Source organism: Xanthomonas cassavae CFBP 4642 (assembly GCF_000454545.1).
Classification (GTDB): domain Bacteria; phylum Pseudomonadota; class Gammaproteobacteria; order Xanthomonadales; family Xanthomonadaceae; genus Xanthomonas; species Xanthomonas cassavae.
In genome coordinates this window covers 326,329-344,667 of record NZ_CM002139.1, presented here as the reverse complement: position 1 = coordinate 344,667, position 18,339 = coordinate 326,329, and the positions used below count along the sequence as shown (strand labels likewise).

Annotated in this window: 19 protein-coding genes, 2 other RNA genes and 1 pseudogene; 10 read left to right on the top strand and 12 right to left on the bottom strand. The window is 65.9% G+C overall.

Annotated features, from left to right (window positions below):
* Window positions 1–90 precede the first annotated feature (90 nt).
* Together XCSCFBP4642_RS0101500 and XCSCFBP4642_RS0101495 are read right to left on the bottom strand one after the other, a co-directional pair.
* Entirely contained in the window at window positions 91–486 is a 396-nt protein-coding gene (locus XCSCFBP4642_RS0101500; RefSeq protein WP_029218227.1) for a DUF4431 domain-containing protein, read from the bottom strand.
* Between the two features lie 44 nt (window positions 487–530).
* Window positions 531–1,325, bottom strand: coding sequence for an EcsC family protein (locus tag XCSCFBP4642_RS0101495; protein WP_029218226.1), 795 nt, complete (start codon window positions 1,323–1,325; stop codon window positions 531–533).
* A 170-nt stretch (window positions 1,326–1,495) separates the two neighbouring features.
* Here XCSCFBP4642_RS0101495 and XCSCFBP4642_RS0101490 point away from each other — a divergent pair, with 170 nt between their 5' ends.
* A complete protein-coding gene (locus XCSCFBP4642_RS0101490; RefSeq protein ID WP_029218225.1) occupies window positions 1,496–1,954 on the top strand; it encodes an SRPBCC family protein in 459 nt (152 codons plus the stop codon).
* Between the two features lie 22 nt (window positions 1,955–1,976).
* Here XCSCFBP4642_RS0101490 and XCSCFBP4642_RS26175 read toward each other — a convergent pair.
* The 6 genes from XCSCFBP4642_RS26175 to XCSCFBP4642_RS0101465 form a co-directional block, all read right to left on the bottom strand.
* A non-coding RNA gene (locus tag XCSCFBP4642_RS26175) (sX9 sRNA) lies at window positions 1,977–2,043 on the bottom strand.
* 61 nt (window positions 2,044–2,104) lie between these two features.
* Complete coding sequence (proP, locus tag XCSCFBP4642_RS0101485; RefSeq protein ID WP_029218224.1) at window positions 2,105–3,595, bottom strand: glycine betaine/L-proline transporter ProP; 1,491 nt, start codon at window positions 3,593–3,595, stop codon at window positions 2,105–2,107.
* 445 nt (window positions 3,596–4,040) lie between these two features.
* Window positions 4,041–4,370 (bottom strand): thioredoxin family protein, encoded by a 330-nt coding sequence (locus tag XCSCFBP4642_RS0101480; protein WP_029218223.1) that lies wholly within the window; start codon window positions 4,368–4,370, stop codon window positions 4,041–4,043.
* Window positions 4,371–4,684: 314 nt separating this feature from the next.
* A complete protein-coding gene (locus tag XCSCFBP4642_RS0101475) occupies window positions 4,685–5,083 on the bottom strand; it encodes a host attachment family protein (RefSeq protein WP_029218222.1) in 399 nt (132 codons plus the stop codon).
* Between the two features lie 254 nt (window positions 5,084–5,337).
* Window positions 5,338–6,378 (bottom strand): AI-2E family transporter, encoded by a 1,041-nt coding sequence (locus XCSCFBP4642_RS0101470; protein ID WP_029218221.1) that lies wholly within the window; start codon window positions 6,376–6,378, stop codon window positions 5,338–5,340.
* 157 nt (window positions 6,379–6,535) lie between these two features.
* On the bottom strand, window positions 6,536–6,976 hold the full coding sequence (locus XCSCFBP4642_RS0101465; RefSeq protein WP_029218220.1) for an NUDIX domain-containing protein: 441 nt from the start codon (window positions 6,974–6,976) through the stop codon (window positions 6,536–6,538).
* 240 nt (window positions 6,977–7,216) lie between these two features.
* On the opposite strand from XCSCFBP4642_RS0101465, the gene XCSCFBP4642_RS0101460 reads away from it, so the two are divergent.
* The 3 genes from XCSCFBP4642_RS0101460 (at window position 7,217) to XCSCFBP4642_RS0101450 (ending at window position 9,336) form a co-directional block, all read left to right on the top strand.
* Window positions 7,217–7,873, top strand: a complete 657-nt coding sequence (locus XCSCFBP4642_RS0101460; RefSeq protein WP_029218219.1) for an SDR family oxidoreductase — start codon at window positions 7,217–7,219, stop codon at window positions 7,871–7,873.
* Between the two features lie 99 nt (window positions 7,874–7,972).
* Window positions 7,973–9,028 (top strand): M4 family metallopeptidase, encoded by a 1,056-nt coding sequence (locus tag XCSCFBP4642_RS0101455; RefSeq protein WP_029218218.1) that lies wholly within the window; start codon window positions 7,973–7,975, stop codon window positions 9,026–9,028.
* Window positions 9,025–9,336: a protealysin inhibitor emfourin gene (locus XCSCFBP4642_RS0101450; RefSeq protein ID WP_029218217.1), complete on the top strand. Its 312-nt coding sequence runs from the start codon at window positions 9,025–9,027 to the stop codon at window positions 9,334–9,336. Before XCSCFBP4642_RS0101455 ends, XCSCFBP4642_RS0101450 begins: the two co-directional genes overlap by 4 nt.
* A 915-nt stretch (window positions 9,337–10,251) precedes the next feature.
* Here XCSCFBP4642_RS0101450 and XCSCFBP4642_RS23755 read toward each other — a convergent pair.
* A pseudogene (locus XCSCFBP4642_RS23755) lies at window positions 10,252–10,692 on the bottom strand (SRPBCC family protein).
* 258 nt (window positions 10,693–10,950) lie between these two features.
* Between XCSCFBP4642_RS23755 and XCSCFBP4642_RS0101440 the strand changes: the two are divergent.
* Window positions 10,951–12,117: an HDOD domain-containing protein gene (locus XCSCFBP4642_RS0101440; protein WP_029218216.1), complete on the top strand. Its 1,167-nt coding sequence runs from the start codon at window positions 10,951–10,953 to the stop codon at window positions 12,115–12,117.
* Window positions 12,118–12,235: 118 nt separating this feature from the next.
* On the opposite strand, the gene XCSCFBP4642_RS0101435 is transcribed toward XCSCFBP4642_RS0101440, so the two are convergent.
* On the bottom strand, window positions 12,236–14,524 hold the full coding sequence (locus XCSCFBP4642_RS0101435) for a hybrid sensor histidine kinase/response regulator (RefSeq protein ID WP_033897888.1): 2,289 nt from the start codon (window positions 14,522–14,524) through the stop codon (window positions 12,236–12,238).
* A gap of 134 nt (window positions 14,525–14,658) precedes the next feature.
* Here XCSCFBP4642_RS0101435 and XCSCFBP4642_RS26170 point away from each other — a divergent pair.
* Window positions 14,659–14,733: non-coding RNA, sX9 sRNA (locus XCSCFBP4642_RS26170), on the top strand.
* Window positions 14,734–15,110: 377 nt separating this feature from the next.
* Window positions 15,111–15,302: a CsbD family protein gene (locus tag XCSCFBP4642_RS0101430; protein WP_029218214.1), complete on the top strand. Its 192-nt coding sequence runs from the start codon at window positions 15,111–15,113 to the stop codon at window positions 15,300–15,302.
* Between the two features lie 125 nt (window positions 15,303–15,427).
* On the opposite strand, the gene XCSCFBP4642_RS0101425 is transcribed toward XCSCFBP4642_RS0101430, so the two are convergent.
* Window positions 15,428–15,835 (bottom strand): VOC family protein, encoded by a 408-nt coding sequence (locus XCSCFBP4642_RS0101425; RefSeq protein WP_029218213.1) that lies wholly within the window; start codon window positions 15,833–15,835, stop codon window positions 15,428–15,430.
* A gap of 65 nt (window positions 15,836–15,900) precedes the next feature.
* Between XCSCFBP4642_RS0101425 and XCSCFBP4642_RS28015 the strand changes: the two genes are divergently transcribed.
* Entirely contained in the window at window positions 15,901–16,152 is a 252-nt protein-coding gene (locus XCSCFBP4642_RS28015) for a hypothetical protein (protein ID WP_235048254.1), read from the top strand.
* A 25-nt stretch (window positions 16,153–16,177) separates the two neighbouring features.
* Window positions 16,178–16,438 carry a hypothetical protein gene (locus XCSCFBP4642_RS29805; RefSeq protein ID WP_235048253.1) on the top strand — a complete coding sequence of 87 codons (261 nt, stop codon included), beginning with the start codon at window positions 16,178–16,180 and terminating at the stop codon, window positions 16,436–16,438.
* Window positions 16,439–16,611: 173 nt separating this feature from the next.
* Here the strand turns inward: XCSCFBP4642_RS29805 and XCSCFBP4642_RS0101420 are convergent, their stop codons facing one another.
* On the bottom strand, window positions 16,612–17,628 hold the full coding sequence (locus tag XCSCFBP4642_RS0101420; protein ID WP_029218148.1) for an IS30 family transposase: 1,017 nt from the start codon (window positions 17,626–17,628) through the stop codon (window positions 16,612–16,614).
* Window positions 17,629–17,792: 164 nt separating this feature from the next.
* Here XCSCFBP4642_RS0101420 and XCSCFBP4642_RS23745 point away from each other — a divergent pair, with 164 nt between their 5' ends.
* Window positions 17,793–18,173, top strand: a complete 381-nt coding sequence (locus tag XCSCFBP4642_RS23745; protein ID WP_053329509.1) for a hypothetical protein — start codon at window positions 17,793–17,795, stop codon at window positions 18,171–18,173.
* Window positions 18,174–18,339: the final 166 nt, after the last annotated feature.

The window sequence follows — 18,339 nt, the reverse complement described above, 5'->3', positions numbered from 1 at the left end:
ACATGCGCGCCACCGGCATCTCGCTCACTGACGCCCAACATCGCTGGGCCGTAGGACGCAGCGGTGGCTGGACGGAGCACACCCAATCCGCTAGTTCCTGGCTGAAACGCGGGTCACCGACAGCAATGCATCGGTGTAGTGATGGCCGTTATCGGAGTGCAAGAGGGTCCCGGCCACGCGCGCCTGGTGGCCCTTCACCTGCTTGAACGCGCGCATGGTCGTCGCATCAAGGGATAGCTGCACCAGCGTGATGCCTGTTGCGGAGGGCTCGAACTCTTCACTTCCATCGGTCGCCTCGACGGTAAGCGGCGCAGCACGTTGCAGGGCCGGATACGTCACCTCTGCGCCGTCGGGTGTCAGGCCGGTGGCACTGATGAGCGTGCCTTCAAGCGTGACCTCCGGCGCGCCATATCGATATGACTGCGCACAGGCCGGCGCGGCGATGACGCAGCCCAGGATCAGCAGCAAACGCTGTACGGCTTTCATTTCACGCACTCCCTTGCCATGGCCATCAGGATGCACGCGAGGCCCTATCGCGCAGCGGGCAGCGCCTCATACGCACGCCGCACCGCGTCGGTGCCGAACTGGCGCTCCAGCCGGCGCACGATGAAGTGGCCGCGCGCCATCGCCTGGAAGTGGCGAATGAAGACCGTGTTGAGCGTGGCACCGCTCACCGCGCCCACCAGCGGCACCGCCTGCACGGCAAGCTTCTCGCCCACGTTGACCGAGAACCTGGCGGCGATGCGCGACACCAGCGAGATCAGCGCCGGTGCGCCCTTGCTGGCGAAGCCGTGCGCGGCGACATGGCGGGCAGCCGCACTGAGCTGTTGTGCCATGGCCGCGCGCACCGCGAAGTAGCCCGATTCGGCGCCATCGTCGACCGCGCTGCGGCCGCCGTGCGCCAGCACCTCCAGGCAGGCCAGCGCGGTGTCCGGGTCCTGCAGCGATTCGCCTTCGGCGCGGGCGATATCGGCGATCGAGCGCAGCATCACCGTGGTGGTCAGCGGCAGCTCCACCATCAACCCGGGCAGGCCGAAGAAGCCGCCGGCGCCACCGGCCACCGCAACCGCCAGTGTGTGGCGGGCGGTGGATGCCGGCTGTGGCGCGTCGGTCTTGCCGCGCAGGCTCAGCAGTGCCGACTTCATCGCCACCTGCAGGGCGCGGCGGGTGGCGGCATCGATGCTGCGGGTCACCAGCTTGGGCAGTCGCTTGCTGATCAGGCTCTCGATCGGCGCGCCCAGCGCGTTGGCCAGTTGGGCCGCCACGCCAGGGTTTTCCAGTAACGCATGGGCGGTGGTCAGGTCGCGCTGCGCGGCAGCGTCCATCACCGGTATCGGAAGCGTCGTCATGCCTGCTCTGCTCATCGAAGGACCGTGCCGATGGTACCCAGCGCCATGTGAGCGCTGGACGAGCGCCGCATCCGCAGATCGTACAAGGCTGCAATTGGCGGGCAAAATGCGCCATCATCGGCATCTACGCAGCCAATGCCATGGACATGAAGCACGAGATCCGCCATAGCGTCGTGATTGCCGCCGCACCGGAGGTGGTCTCCGCCGCGCTGTCCGAGCCGGCCCAACTGGCGCGTTGGTGGACGCGCGAGGTGCGCCAGGTCGACGGCCGCGTCTGCCTGGACTGGAGCGGCCACGGCTGGCGCGTGGAGCTGCGCATCGATGCCGGCGCCGACCACCGGCTGGTGTGCTGGCGCTGCGAGCGCTCCAACATGCTCGACACCAGCGCCTGGGAAGGCACGGTGATGCGCTTCGCTCTGGTCTCCATCGGCGAAGGCACGCGCGTGGACTTCGTGCAGTCCGGCTACCGCGAGTCGCCGTGCCTGGAGGTCTGCCGCCAGTGCTGGCAGTTCTTCCTCGGCAGCAGCCTCAAGCGCCATGTCGAAACCGGGCAGGGCATGCCGTATCCGGACATGCCCGATATCCGCGATCCGGCGCTGTGCTGAACCCCGGCGCCAGGCCAAGAGCGGCTATCACAACGTAGCGAGCGGTCGTCAGGTGGGCGCGCAGGAACCGGAGGGGACACGTGGTCCATGCCGCACCGAGCACCGGCCGCGCCCGCCTGGCGGTGAGCGCAGTCGGTGTGTTGGCTGCTCTCAAGCGGTGCGCGGCTGGCCCACCGACGGCGGGTTGATCAGCGGCAACTGCGCATCCACCGTGACCGGGCTGTCGGTCTGCAACAACGCACGCGCTTCGGCGTCGCTGGCCACCGCCGGCGGCGAACCGCGCAGCGGAAGGCCGGCGGTTTCGCGCACGAACAGCATCGTCACCAGGCCGATCGCCGCCGCGCCCATCAGGTAATACGCCGGTACCAGCGGGTCGCCGGTGCGTTCCACCAGCCAGGCGGTGACCAGCGGCGTGGTGCCGCCGAACAAAGACACCGAGACGTTGAAGGCGATCGACAGGGCGCTGTAGCGCACCGGGGTGTAGAACAGCGCCGGCAGCGTGGACGGCATCGAGCTGGTGAAGCACACCAGCGCCAGGCCCAGCAGCATCAGCCCTGCAAAGATCAACCCATCGTGTCCGCTGCCGATCAGCAGCAGGCACGGAATCGCCAGCGCAAACAGCGCACTGCAGGCACCGATGATCATCGGGCGGCGGCCCAGCCGGTCGCTGAACAGGCCGCCGACGATGTTGAGCGGCATCATCACCAGCATCACCAGGATGATCAGCAGCAAGCCCTTGCTCTGGGCATAGCCCATGGTGACGCTGAGGTAGCTGGGCATGTAGGTCAGCAGCATGTAGTCGGTGACGTTGAACACCAGCACCAGGCCCACGCACTTGAGCAGCTGCGGCCAGTGCAGGCGCAGCAGCGTCGCCAGGCCCTGGCCGGCGGTCTCACGTTCGCGCTGCTCCGATTGTTCGGTATAGGCGCGAAATGCCGGGGTTTCTTCCAGTTTCACGCGCATGTACAGGCCCAGCAGGCCGAGCGGGCCGGCGATCAGGAACGGCACGCGCCAGCCCCAGTCCAGCATCTGCGCCGGGGTCACGCTCATGTGCAATGCCGTCACGGTGGCGGCACCGGCGATATAGCCGCCCAGCGTGCCGAACTCCAGCCAGCTACCCATCAGGCCGCGATTGCGGTCGGTGGCGTATTCGGCGATGAAGGTGGCCGCGCCACCGTATTCGCCGCCGGTGGAAAAGCCTTGCAACAAGCGCGCGAGCAACAGCAAGGCCGGTGCCCACAGGCCGATCCTGTCGTAGGACGGAATCAGCCCGATGCTGAAAGTGCCCAATGCCATCAGGATTATCGTGGCCGCCAACACCTTCTGACGCCCGTAGCGGTCGCCCAGCGGGCCGAACACCATGCCGCCGATGGGCCGCACCAGGAACGCCACGGTGAAGGTGGCGAAGGTAGCGATCAACTGCGCGGTGGGGTTGCTGACTGGAAAGAACACCTGGCCCAGCGTCACCGCCAGGTAGCCGTAGACGCCGAAATCGAACCACTCCATCGCATTGCCCAGCGCTGCCGCGCCAACGGCCTTGCGCAGCATGCCGCGGTCCACCACGGTGACCTCGTCCAGTTGCAGCTGGCGGCGGCGTTTGAACCAGCCAAAGTGCGATCGAATCGCGTGCGTGTCGTGCATGTGCAATCTCCAGAAACGGCCACCGCTACCTGCTCGTCCTGGCAACGCACAGAACACGGCCCATCACACGCACGGCATCAGCACATGCATCGCAACAGCCGGAGGCATTCCCGGACGGCCGCGTCAACTCAGCGGCGCTGCGGGACAGATAACCAAAGGAATGGGCGTACACCCAAGGACTTGATCAAGGCGCGATGTTACACCAGCGTGCAAATCGCTGCAGGCGCGACCGCGCAAAGTGCGTGGACCATGCGATCGGCGCCGACCTGTATGCGCAGCGCTGTCAGTAGCCAGAAGAGAATGCGCCGGCTGCGCAGTCGATTGTCAGCTGCCAGTAGCGTTTGATCACGTGCACCGCGCATCGCAAGCCATATGACACATCAGAGCTCAGTTATCCACGCCAGAACGTTTCCCGTGTTGAGAAGATTTACCACTCAACGCGGTGTCACCGCGTATCCAACGCCGACAGCAGGTCCTGCAGATCCTCGCGCGTCTGCGGGCGCACGGCACGCGCTATTTCTTCCCCATCGCGCAACAGGATCACCGTTGGCCACAGCTTGACGTGGAAAGACCGTCCCAAAGGCCGCCCCTTTCCATCTTCGACCTTGCGGTAATCCACTGCGTTGTCACCGCCCAGCAGTTTCTGCAGCAGCGGCTGCGCGGCAATGCAGTGCCCGCACCAGTGGGTGCCGAATTCCAGTACCTGCAAGCCGGGCTGCGCGTCGACGGCGCTGCGTTCCGGTGCCTGCGTGGCGTATTCGCGAACAAACCCCATCGGCGCCGCCTCCGTGACTGAGCGTGATTGATGCAGACAGCCTGCCGCCTTTCCGCGCCTGGCATGCGCTCAGACACTGATCATCCGCACCTTCGATGCGCAGTCCAGCCGCGGCTGGCATTGGCAAGGCATCTGACACATTTTTTCTGGCGTTCGCTACGCCACGCGTCTGTGCGTAGCGTCGCCCATATTGCGCAAGCCTCGATCGTCAGGCAGGTGCGGTAAGCAACGAAGAAACAGAAAGTGATTCAACTGTTGCCCCGCCCAGGCCCCAACCGCGCCGCCTTGCATGCAACCTGAAGAGGACATCGCCCTCAGGACAACGCACGCTGGATATCTTCCAACGGCAGGTTGGTCAGGTCCTTGGCCAGGTCGCCCACCAGGCGCTGCTGGGTTTCCTTGTGCAGCAAAGGCCGCACGCGGCCCAGGGTGGTCGGATCGGCAACCAGCACCAAGTGTGCGTATTCGTGCTTCAGGGCACCATCGTTCAGAGCCTGCGACAGTTGCTTGGCGAAGGTCATTTCGTCCAGGTCCGTCTCGGTGAGATCGCGCGGTGCCTTGCCGGCCGGGCCTTCGTCATCGACGTTTTGCACGTCGGTACGCGCATGCTGGCGCAGGACCAGCTTTGCTTCGTTGCCGGTGTTGGTGAACCAGCGCGCTTCGCCGCCGTCGGCGACCACTACCAAGGCACCCTGAGGAATTTGCAGACTCATCCGATGTTCTCCTGATCTCTGTCGGCACGGCACGTGCTGCACCGCGTCGACTTCCAACCTAGGTGAGACGATGTAAGCGTTGCGCCTAGCCAGCGTCAGCGTGGCGTTAGCGCGCGGTGGCCGAGGCAGGCGCGGGCAGCCCCAGATGCAGGCTGAAAAAGCGCGTGACCACGCGCAATGCCTGCCGGCTTTCGGGCGATGCAACGCGTGCGGGCTGACCCGCGGCGCGTGCGCTGCACCCGCGCGCGCAGCCACTACGGCTGTTTTTGCCCCGGGATCGAGGTGGGCGTGCCCAGCGCGTCCTGCACGTACAGGCGTTTGATCAGCACAAATCCCACCACCGTCAGCGGCGCAGCCAGCAGCACGCCGGCCGGGCCGAGCAGGATGCCGATGCCGAACAACGAGAACAGCATCAGCACCGGCGGCAGGTCCACGGTGCGCTGCTGGATCAGCGGGATCAGCACATTGCCTTCGATCTGCTGCACCACCACGAACAGGGCGGCCGTGGCCAGCGCCATCTGCGGACTCACGGTGAAGCCCAGCAAGATCGCGGGAATCGCCGCCACGATCGGGCCGACGATCGGCACGAAGTCCAGCAACCCGGCGATGATGCCCAGTGCCAGCGCTCCGGGGATCCCCAACGCCCACAGGCCCAGGCCGGTGAGCACGCCCACCACCGCCATCGCCAGCAGCTGGCCGCGCAACCACAGCCGCAGGGCAGTGCCGCTGGCCTGCAAGGCGTCGTCGGTGGATGCCCGTACATGCGCCGGCAGCAACAGCAGCACCCCGCGCCGGTACAGCTGCGGCTGGCCGGCCAGGTACACCGCGCCGGCCAGCACCAGAAACAGGTTGGCCACGCTGCCGGTGAGACCCAGCGCAAACGCACCGGCGCGTGGCGCCAGGTTGGACACGCGTGCCGGCGCCTGCCGGGTCAACTCGTCCAGCGCCGGTCCCAGCGGCCCGGCCGCGATCCAGTCGTGCAGCCGCGTCCATGCCTGCGGCAAGGTGCGTTGCAACGCGCCCACTTCCGAGGCCAGCTGCGAGCCGAACAGCCATAGCAAGGCGGTGAATCCCAGCGCGAGTACGATGACCACCACCGCCAGCGCCCAACCGTCGGACAGGCGCGTATGGCGTGTCACCCAACTGGTCAGCGCGCGCAGCAGGACCGCCACCACGATCGCGCCGAACACCATCAGCAGCAGGTCCGAGAGGGTCCACAGCAACCATGCGCAGCCCACCAGGGCCAGCACCACGATCACGCGGACGACAAAGGCACGAAGCTCGGAAGAGGGCATATGCAGCTCACACCAAAAACGGCCGACAGCCTAGCGAGCACGACGAGAAGGCCATGTGCCCGCGCGGCGCGTGACCGGCGGTGATGCCGGCGCCGCAGGCACACCGCCGTCGTACGCCGCTGCAGGCACCGGCACGCTCGGCAGCGCCGCTGGCCTGTCAGGCGACGGCGCCGCGCCCGGCCTGCAGCTGCTGCACCGCCTGCAGCGCCGAGCGGGCCAGCGGCGTGGGCAAGGCGTCCAGCGCGAACCAGCCGATGTCGTGCAAGACGTGCGGCTCGCGCAGCTGCGCCTGTTCGCTGCCTTCGATGCGGGCCACATACACCGGCGCCACCCAGTGCTGCGGCGGGTCCATGTCCGGTTCGAAATGGCTGACCACGCACAGCACCCGTTGCGGATGTACCTGCAGGCCGGTTTCTTCCAGCACCTCGCGCACCACGGTGGCCTCCACCGTTTCCATCCAGTCCACCTTGCCACCGGGCAGGCCCCAATGCCCCTGCTCGGGCGCACGTCCGCGCAACACCAGCAGCAAGCGGCCATCGCGGCGCCGGATGACGGCACCGCAGCCAACGCGCGGGCGCAACTCGGAGGTCAGGGACATCGGGAATCTCGCAGAACCGGGCACGCAAGTGTCCCAGATGTGAGGCACGCGGGTAACGCATCGCGGCCAGGCGATGCCTGCGCGCACCGCATCAGGTGCCGTGCCGCCGGCAGTCGCCGATCCAGGCCGCGAGTGTGATCCTGCAACGCACAGGCCGTGACCTGTCGCTGACGCTGCTTTAGCGCCGCACCGGCGAGCATGCCCATCTTCCGCGCCGAGGCGCGCATTGCTGGAGGTGGCATGTCTCGTATCGTGGTGATCGGTGGACATGGCAAGGTCGCACGTCTGCTCACGCCGTTGCTGGCGCGCGCGGGGCACCAGGTCACGGCACTGTTCCGCAATCCCGAGCATGCAGCCGATGTGGTGGCCGATGGCGCCACGCCGCTGGCGTTCGACATCGAGCATGCCGACACCGATGCCATCGCCACGCAACTGGCCGGCCACGACGTGGTGGTGTGGTCGGCCGGTGCCGGCGGCGGCGATGCCGCGCGTACCTACGCCGTGGACCGCGATGCGGCGATCCGCTCGATGCAGGCTGCCGACCAGGCGCGCGCGCGTCGCTACGTCATGGTGTCCTACCTCGGCGCCGGGCTGGAGCACGGCATCGGGCCGGACGACCCCTTCTTCGCCTATGCCCAGGCCAAGGGCGCCGCCGATGCGCATCTGCGCGGCACCGCGCTGGACTGGACCGTGCTCGGCCCCGGCCGCCTGACCCTGGATGCGCCCACCGGCCGCATCACCCGCGACCCCGGCAGCGACGCCGACGGCAGCGTCTCGCGCGCCAACGTGGCCCAGGTGATTGCCGCCGCGCTGGCGACGCCGGCCAGCATCGGCAAGACCATCGGCTTCATCGATGGCCAGACCCCGATCCAGCAGGCGCTTGCACAGCTGGACTGAACGGCAGGCGGTGTCCGGTGCGCAGTGGCGCTGCGGTCTAACGATTTCCTAAAGCCGGCATCGGCATAGTCGCCAGTGCCGCTCTTGTGGAGATCGCTGATGTCTGCGTTCGTTCCGCCGCGCCGTGCCGGGATCCTGCCGCCCTACCTGCTGGACCATGTTGCTCAGGCAGCACCCGAACATGCCCGTCGTTGCGCGCTGTTGTCGCGTCAGGTCACCGCGCAGTTGCGTCGGCAGCGTGCGCTGGGCCTGCCGGCGCGAGCCGATGACGCGTCAGCGCCAGCCGCACAGGCCGCGCACGCGGTGCAGCGCAGGATCTACGACACCAGCCAAGGCACTACTCTGCCCGGCACGCTGGTGCGCGCCGAGCGCGCCGCCGCCACCGACGATGTCGCCGTCACTGGGGCCTATGAATACCTGGGCGCCACCCACGACATCTACCAGACGGTCTACGGGCGCAATTCCATCGACGATGCCGACATGCCGCCGATCGGTACCGTGCATTACCACCGCGGTTACGACAACGCGTTCTGGAATGGCAAGCGGCTGGTGTTCGGCGATGGCGACGGGGAGGTCTTCAATCGCTTCACGATCGCGTTGGATGTGATCGGCCACGAACTCACACATGGCGTTACCGAACGCACCGCCAATCTGATCTACCAGGGCCGGTCCGGCGCGTTGAACGAGTCGGTGTCGGACGTGTTCGGCAAGCACTACACCTTGCGCCAGAGCGCGCAGGACGCCGACGGGATCGTCGGCGCGGGGTTGTTGCTGCCGGGCATCCAGGGCGCGGGCCTGCGCTCGATGCGCGCACGCGGTACCGCCGACGATGACCCGGCCCTGGGCAAGGACCCGCAACCGGCGACCATGGCCGGCTATGGCGACACGCAGGAAGACGATGGCGGAGTGCACTACAACTGCGGCATTCCCAACCACGCGTTCTATCGCGCGGCAGTGGCGATCGGCGGCGCGGCCCGGGAGACGGCCGGCCGCATCTGGTATCGCACCCTCACCGGCAGCGCGCTGACCGCCAAGGCAGACTTCGCCACCTTGACAGCGCTCACCGTCAGCGCGGCCAGCGCCGACTACGCTGCGGACAGCGACGAGGCACGTGCCGTCCACCAGGCCTGGCGCGACGTGGGTGTGCCCGGATGAGCGCGCAACGGCCGCCCGTGGAGGCAGGCGTGACCCTGCGCCTGGCCCGCGAGGGCGGCGTGGCCGCGTTCCCGGCCATGCGCCGCGAACGCCAGCTGGTGATGGACGACCTGGACGATGCGCAGCGCCTGCAGCTACGCAGCCTGCTGGACCAATGCCTGGCGCATGCCTTGCCGCCGCCGCAGGCCGGTGGTGGCGACCGCCGCTATTTCAGCATCGCCTGGGAGGGTGCCAGCGAACCGTTGCGTATCCCCGAAGAACATACGCCGGCCGAAATCGTGCGGCTATGGAAACAGGGCACGCTGTAGCGACGGATGTACTCGTGCGGCAAGCGGTTGTCTGATCGGTCTCTGCGGTTGACAGTGTGGTTCGTGGGTTGATCGTCCAGCACGCTGCCCGTCACCTGTTGCCACGGGTGTTTCTGTCACCGGCCGTGCAACGCGAGCGCTGGGCTGTGTTTGACCCGTGCTGAAGTCCCCGCACTACAGCACCCCGTGCCTGTAGCGTCGGCAGGCCACGCCAACGTTGATCGCCTGACCTCGCGTGCACTGGTCGTCTGCAACCTGCCCGGCACGAGCTGCCTGCGTGCTGCGGCAACGTCTAGCGCCTATGGGAAAACGGGCGCCACACGTGGCGCGGTGTCCGTCGCGCGCGAAGGTTGCCCACTCGAATGCACCGTGCCGCACTGTCAGGCCCTACCGACGATGAGTGCATCGCCCCGTGTGCCCTGGGTGACCTTGAACGTCCTCGCCACAAGCCGCCGGCGTCCCTTGGCAGCATCTCCCTCCGCGCAAGGCAAAACGGACACCACGCCTGGCGTGGTGTCCGTGAAAGTGGTCCAACTGCGGATGCCTGCACCCTTTAAGCTGCCTAGATGCTCTAGAACTGCACAGCTGGTGACGCATAGTGATGGCCGGTGCGTTAGCGTGACGTGCAGCGCAGTGGTCAGCTTGAAGACACGTCGCGCATTGCTGCGTTGCAGCTTGTCGCGCGTGCATACTTGCGATCTCGCCTCCCAGCACTGCGTTGGTGGCGGCACAGGGCACGCCGTTGCCAGCAGCGGGACCACAGCCGCATCCAATCACCACGGTGCCGCGCACAGCAATCCCCCGGTCCACTCGTGCCGCCGCCGATAGCAAGGCGGCGGCAAGGGCACTGGAACTAGCGCTGGTATCTACGCAGCCAGACGTGGCGCGAACCACACCAACCCGGACAAGCCCGTGTCAGGCCTGCGGCTGCGCTTCCAGCAGATGCGCCAGCAAGGTCAGCGAATCCTGCCAACCGAGATAACAGACGTGCAGCGGAATCTGGTCGGGAATCCCTTCCTGCACCACGTGCAGATCGGTGCCGCACGGCAGCGCGTGCAGCTGCACGGTGGTCAGCATGGTGCCCGGCAGGGACGGGTCGTCGAACACATCGTTGTAGCGCAGCAAGGCGCCAGGCTGCAGCTCCAGCTAGGTGCCGCCGAAGGCATGGTGCTGCCCGCTGGCAAAATGGGTGAAGGCCATGCGGAAAGTGCCGCCAACATGCGCGTGCATGTGCTCGATGCTGCCGGTGAAGCCGGCCGGCGGCAGCCACTTGACCATCGCATCGGCATCCAGGAAGGCGCGGTAGACCAGCCCGCGGCTGGCGCGTAACACACGGTGTAGCCTAACGGTGGACATAACCACTCGCTCGGCCGGCAGTGGACGTTGCGCATGCTACCGGGCAGTGGCGACAGCGCGCAGGTGCAGGGCGACCGGGCGCAACGCCTCTGGCCTGCACCCTGCCTCGCCTGCACAACGCGGACCCGCGGTGTGCCAGGTCGCGCAGGTACGGCACCGGCCAAGCGTTCGCGACCTGGCGGCGGGCGCGCGCCCACTCCACATTGCCGCCGCGCCCGCCATCGCCGATAGTCGCGGCACTGAGTCAGACAATCGCCCATGATCCTCGCCACCGTGTTGCTGCTTGTTGCCGGCCTTCTCGCTGTCGCGATGATCGTCGGCGCCGTCGTCTGGATGCGGATGCGCCAGCGCGCGCAGGACCCTGCCACGCCGGCGTCGACCGGCAGCACGGCGCCCATCGCACCGGCGCCCGCAGCGGAGCCGGTCGCGGTCCAAGAACAGCAGGTCGAACCGCAACCACGGTCGTCCCAGCCGGTGGCCGCCCCCGTGCAGGACGCGCCACCGCCGATGCGCCCGTTGCTGCGACGCATGTACGCCGTGATGATGGACACCCCGTCGCTGGCCGATGACAGCCTGCCCACCGACCCGGCACAGCTGGCGGTGCTGGAGGCAGTGGGCGGTGCCCTGGCGCATGTCGACCTGCGTCCGCAGTTGTTGCCGCGCCGCCCGCACCTGTTGCCGCAGCTGATGCGCGCGGTCAACGACCCGGACGCCTCCGGGCGCGGCATCGCCGCGATCATCGCGCAGGACCCGGCGCTGGCCACCAACCTGCTGCGCATCGCCAACAGTGCGCTGTATCGCCCGCAAGGCGCCCCGCTGGAAAGCCTGGAACGGGCGGTGGTGCATATCGGCACCGAGGGCGTGCGCCAGATCGTTGCCGCAGCGGTCATGCAGCCGGTGCTCAGCCTGGACGGCGGCCTGTATTCGCGCCTGCCGGCCGCGGTGTGGGACTACGCCCTGCGCACCGCCACGGCGGCCGCCGCCTACATGCGCGGACGCGGCGGCGACACCTTGTCGGCGCAGCTGGCCGGCCTGCTGCAGGGCCTGGGCGCGGTGGTGATCCTGCGGGTGTTGCGCGATGCCTATGCAGAGCGCCCCGGCCTGCCCTACAGCCTGGAGGTGGCCGCCGCGCTGGTCCAACGCCACACCGTCGCGGTGGCCAAGACGATCGCCACCACCTGGGACCTGCCGCTCGTGCTGGGCACCGCGCTGGACGAACAGCGCCCCGAACACGACGCCACCCTGCTGGCCACCACGCTGGGCCGCGCATTGCGCTACGGCCGCCTGGCCGCCGCGCTGGCGATGCTCGCTCGCCATGGCGCCGAGCACGAAGACCACGCCCTGGGCGTGCTCGCCACGCTGGAGCCGGACGACGCCGCCAACGCGGCGTTGTGGCAGCGGCTGGTGGCGGCGAGCGTGGAGTGACTGCACCCTATCTGATCCGGCAACCGGGGTATCGCCGCCGGCGTCGGTGTCCCTGGCTACAGCGGCAACGGCAGCCACACCTGCGCGTTGCGCTGCCATGTATCGCCCACGCCTGTCCTCAGGGCCCTGAGGCAATCAGTTCCTTCACCCGCGCCGTCAGCACGCTCACGCTGAAGGGTTTGGTCAACACCGCCATGCGCGGTTCCAGGTGGTGGTCGTCCAGTAGCGCGTTCTCGGCAAAGCCGGTGATGAACAGCACCTTGAGGTCGGGGCGATGCGCACGGCTGGCATCGGCCATCTGGCGGCCGTTCATGCCACCGGGCAGGCCGACGTCGCTGATCAACAGGTCGATGCGCACCTCCGACTGCAGGATGCCCAGGCCGGCCACGCTGTCGCCGGCTTCGATCACGGTATAGCCGAGTTCCTGCAGTATTTCGCCCAGCAGCAACCGGATGGACGGTTCGTCGTCGACGATCAGCACCGTCTCGCCAGCATCGGTGGGGGTCAGTTGCAGCGGCTGTTCGTGTGCATCGGTGTGCGCCGCATCGCCCAGATGCCGCGGCAGATAGATGCTCACCCGCGAGCCCTTGCCCACGTCCGACTGGATGCGTACCTGGCCGCCGGACTGCTTGGCAAAGCCGTAGATCATCGACAACCCCAGCCCGGTGCCCTCGCCCAGCGGCTTGGTGGTGAAGAACGGGTCGAACGCGCGCGCCACCACGTCCGGTGGCATGCCGGTGCCGGTATCGCTGACGCACAGCGACAGGTATGGGCCCCGGCGCATGCCCAGTTGCCGCGCCAGGTCGTGGTCGATCCAGTGATTGCTGGTGTCGATGCGCAGCTGCCCGCCATCGGGCATGGCATCACGTGCGTTGATGCACAGGTTGAGCAGCGCATTTTCCAGCTGCGAGGCATCCACCAGTGCTGGCCACAGCACCGGGTTGGGCACGCTCTCCACCCGGATGCCCGGCCCCACGGTGCGCTGCACCAGTTCCAGGATGTCGCCGATCAGCTGGCTGACATCGGTCGGCTTGGGCAGCAGCGTCTGCCGCCGCGCAAACGCCAGCAGCCGGTGCGTCAGCGCCGCCGCACGCGTGGTGGCGCCCTGCGCGATGCCCAGGTAGCGCGGCAGCTCGGCAAAACGCTGCTGCTCCACCCGCAAGGTCATCAATTCCAGCGCACCGGAAATACCGGCCAGCAGGTTGTTGAAGTCGTGCGCCAGGCCGCCGGTGAGCTGGCCCACCGCTTCCATCTTCTGCGATTGCCGCAGCGCCTCTTCCACCACCATCAGCTCGCTGGTCCGTGCGGTGACACGCTGTTCCAGCGTCTGGCTCAGCTCGCGCAGCGCGGCCAGGGCGCGGTCGCGCTCTTCGGACAAGGCGTGGCGCGCGTCGATATCCAGCAACACACCGGGAAACCGCAGCGGCGTGCCGTCCGGCGCACGGTCCACCCGGCCGTTGGCTTCCAGCCAGTAGTAATGGCCATCCCGGCGCCTGACCCGGTACTGGTGCGCATAGGCGCCACCGCGCGCCAGCGCTTCGTTGATCGCCGCGCGCAGGCCATCGCAGTCGTCCGGATGCACGTTGGCGATCACCGTTTCCAGCGGCAAGCCGGTCCGGCTGCTGGATGGATCGAAGCCGAAGTTCTCGGCAAACGCCTCATCCACGGAAAACGCGTCGTTGGGCAGGTCCCAGGTCCAGGTGCCGATGATGGCCCCGGCCGCCAGCGCCAGCTGCACGCGCTCGGCATTGCGGCGCGCGGCGACTTCCGCCTCCAGCGCCCGATCGCGCTCGGTGGTGCGGTTGACCACCTCATGCACCAGATGCGAGTTCTCGTCGCTCAGCATCGCGTTCTGGATGTCGCGGTGCCGCTCGGCCGCCACCTGCGCGGTGGTTTCGATGGCGATGTTGAGCAACCCCACGATGCTGCCGTCCTCGCCGCGGATGGGCGAGGCGGTCGTATTCCAGTAGGTGGTTTCGTGCACGCCATTGCGCAGCATCGGCAAGGCGACCACGCCCTGACCGTAGCCCTCGCCGGTGTGCATCACCCGCGCGAAATCCTCGGCGATCGGCGCGTAGGTCTCGCCCCACACCTCGGCCACCGGCTGCCCCAATGCACCCGGGTGCCGGTCGCCCAACGACTGCAGGTACACATCGTTGTAGAGCAGGCGCAGCTGCGGCCCCCACAGCACCGCACCCAGCAGCTTGGCGTTGAGCATTGTCGACACTGCCGAGCGCAGCGATTGCGGCCAGGTGTGCGGGTCGCCCAGCGGCGTGGCGGCCCACTCGTGTGCGCGCATGGTCGCGCCCATGACCCCACCACCGGACAGAAACTCCAGGCCACTCGGCGCAACGACAGTGTGGGCTGTACTCACGTGACGGCCGTGCCTGGTAGGAAGTGGCGGCATTGTGGCATGCACGCCTGGGCAGAATGCGGTCGCAGGGGACGGGGCATCGACCAAAACCAACGCGTTAACCTGGAGCAGCTGAAAAGACGACTGTGCCCACGGCCGGGCGGGCGCGGCCGGTGCCCAGAGTCGGCATGTAGCACGCGTACGCTGCGGTCCTCCACTCCGTCCACACTCACCTGACGACTGCTCGCCACGCTTTGTCAGCCACTCTAATCCAGCGCTGCGTGGCGGGCGGCAGGCAGGCAACGGCTGGCGCCCTGATCGCCCCCTGCGTTTGCGTGCACCGTGCCGCCACCGGGGTAGACCAACCGGGGGAGGGGGCGGCGGCGCCGTCCCGGCGTGCACTCCCGGGCATAGGCATGCGCGCTCGTTGCAATGCGGCGAACGCCGGCTGCCCGCAGCGCGGCGTGTCCGCCCGCGGCTTGGCTGGGCAGCACTGCGGGCCGTGTGGTTGCACGAGTAGAGCTTCACGCGCTGACGGCACGGTGTAACGGCAGCTGAGCGCGGCGGACGCGAGCGCACGCCATGCTCACACAGGCATGCACAGACTGGCCGCGTTCCCCAACACTATGCGAGACATCCCATGGATAAGAACCGTATCGAAGGTGCCGCCAAGCAGGTCAAGGGTTCGGTCAAGGAGACGGTTGGTCGCGTGACCGGCAACAAAAGCACCGAACTGGAAGGCGCCGCCGAGAAGAACGTCGGCAAGGTGCAGCGCAAGGCTGGCGAAGTGGCCGACAAGGTGCGCGACGCATCGAAGCAGCCGCGGCACTGAGTTCGGGGCTCACAAGCAACCTCGCGCCTCACAAGCAACTTCGCAGAACGCCCCGACCTGATCGGGGCGTTTTGTTTGCGACGGGTGTTATCCACTCGGGATAACGCATGTCGGGCGTCGATCGATCAGGACGCCACAGCGTCGTAGCCAGCCGCCGTGAACTCGATCAGGCAATAGCCATGCCCGAATGGGTCTGCCATCGCAGCGATGCGGCCCCATGCGTTGTCGCGGATCGCCTGCTCTTGCGTCGCTCCAGCGGCAATGGACTGCGCGACGGCATGCGCAAGGTCGTCGACAACGAAATCCAGGTGGACGGGTGTCCAGTGGCGTTCGTAGCATCTTGGCTGATCCGCGTGCGAGACCGCCTGCGTGCCTGCCGCCTTCGCCAGAAGATAGAGCCTGGACGAAGCGCCAATCAGCTCAACCGCGTCCTTGCCGAACCGGCGCGCGGGACGAAGTGCAAAGGCAGCGCAATAAAAGCGTTCGGCAGCTTCGATATCGTCGACGTCGATGTTGACGAGGATGTCGGACATGGCACCTGTTCCCTAGGTTGGCGATCTACAGAGCTGGGATGAATAACTGCACTGCTTTAGGCATCATGCGCAAGCATGCCTATTTGTCGACGTGCTTCTCCTGCTCGGACGCAGCCTTTGAGCATGTCAAGCGATCAGGAGACCGTGGCTTTGCCGGGGCGGATCAACTCAACGTCAAGAAATCTATCGAAGATCGGGCGTTGACAGCCCTTGTTAGCACGGCTAACCTCGCAACCTCAACCGTGAAGCCAGGGCAAGCGAGTCAGCCGATGATCACCGCACGTATTGCCGCCTCGCTTTCTTGGTACCACTGCTAAGCCGTGTAATACATGCGATCAAGTGTTGGGCAAGCTGTCAATTTGGCAAACTCGTCCCGCGTTGAAGAGTGCCGGATTTGTTGCATCTCCCACATTCAAGCCGGTTGGTCAGCTTGAGAACTGGCACTATGCAAAGTTTGCGGAAGGCGGTAAGAGCGGAAACATCGTTGTGTCCGTAGTTCCGCAGAATAGTGCCGCCGGCACATCTGGCCAGATGTGCATTAAATCCATCACCATGCTGAATGGCCGGCAAGACGCTAATGGACGCGCTGATTCACAGCAGTAAGCTCAAAGCCGCATAGCCCCCACCGCCAATCATAGGTCCGAGTGAATCGATTTGATGGCAATCGAGAGTTTCACAAGTAGGCTACGTATGCGCACGAAGTAGCTGACGCCGCCTCCAGTTTCCTAAAGTAGGATGACTAGCCCGCATGGACGATTGCTGATGAGACGGCGGTCTCAACTTGCAAGTGCAACACGTGAGTTGAATTGAGCGATCTCTTCTTCCAGCGCCTGGTTCGGCGTCTTCCAGCCAAGCGTCTGCCGTGGCCGGGCGTTCATCAGGTCGGCGACGTTGTTGAGATACTCCTGGCTCGCCTTGGACAAGTCCGCGCCTTTTGGCATGAACTGGCGCAGCAGGCCGTTGGTGTTCTCATTGCTGCCGCGCTGCCAGGGCGCATGTGGATCGGCGAACCAAAGATCGATGTTGAGCCGCTTCATCAGCTCTGGATAACACGTCATCTCGGTTCCGCGGTCATAGGTGAGGCTTCCCAGTAGGAAACGCGGCAGCTTCTTCATCTGTCGCGTGAAGCCCTCCAGCGCATCCTGTGCAGTACAGCCATCCATCTTGCACAGCACCACAAAGCGCGTCTTTCGCTCCACCAGCGTGCCTACGCACGAGCGGTTGAAAGCCCCTTTGATCAGGTCGCCTTCCCAGTGCCCAGGAATCAAGCGCTGCGCCACCTCTTCAGGCCGATGGACGATACGCAGCTCCTCCGGCACCCACGTGCGCTTGGCAGCGGTTGTACGGCGCAAGCCTCGCGTCGGCTTGTGCTGACGAAGCGCCTCCACAAGCTCTTTCTTCAAACCACCACGCGGATGCGCGTAGATAGCGGCGTAGATTGTTTCGTGACTCACGCGTTGACTTGGATCATCCGGATGCATGGCCTTGAGCTTGGCAGCAATTTGCTGGGGCGACCAACGATACAGAACCAAGTCGTCACGCACCTGCTGAAAGAGCGCACTGCCTTCAACAAGCCGGCGCCTTCGAACGCACGCTCTGCGGCGCAGCCGATAGTTGCTGGCTGCGCTGGTTGCCGCATAGACAGGTTCGCCCTGTCGCCTTATCTCGCGCGACAGGGTGGACGCACTGCGATTGAGTCGCCTTGCAATGGAGTTGATGCTCATTCCGTTACCGAGTTCAATTTGAAGCAAAGCGCGTTCTTCGGAACCCAGGTGCCTGTACTGTGTGCCCATGCCGCTACCCTACGTCAAGGCGGGGTGTTGCACTTGGAAGTTGAGTCTAAGGACCCTCAAGAGCTGCGTTAATCTCACTTCTCGTCCTCGGCCAAAGCATGCTTTCTGCATGTGCGCATACGCCTGCCAACCCAACCTCGCCACTACCAGAAGAGCCACGCGCAATGACAACGCCTGAGACCTCGACGGTCAATCCTACGCTTAGCGCTGTTGAAATTGGCGAGAGTTTTTTGAAGTTGCTCCAAGGCTTGGAGTCCAGAAAAGATTTGACAGTTGAGCGGGTACGTGAAGTCACCGGAGTTTCTTTGAGAAAAGTCTCTTTCCCATCCGAAAATCTTGATTCGTATATCTATGGCCAAGCGCTTGGCAATGGTTGGAGCTACTCACTGGAACTCATCCCCGAGTCTCGCTCACTGAAGCAGGGGATAAGCCTGTCTTTCATCAACGAAGAGAATGAGGATTCCAGGCTGGAGGACAATTGCATCGATTTTGAGAGATACAAGAATTCGCTGGTGGAAGCTGGATTCGTCGATTCGCCTGTGTAAGGTGAGATTGGTCAATCACAGAGCTGGCGGCTTTCTAAATTTGCGAAAGACGGAAGTGATAACAATACCTGATTAGCCCCATCCCTCAGCCATGGAAGTTGCTTGCCATACGCAAAACGCGTTCTGGGCAAGGTGTGCAGCGCAGCAGCGCCGTCGCCAGCCGCGG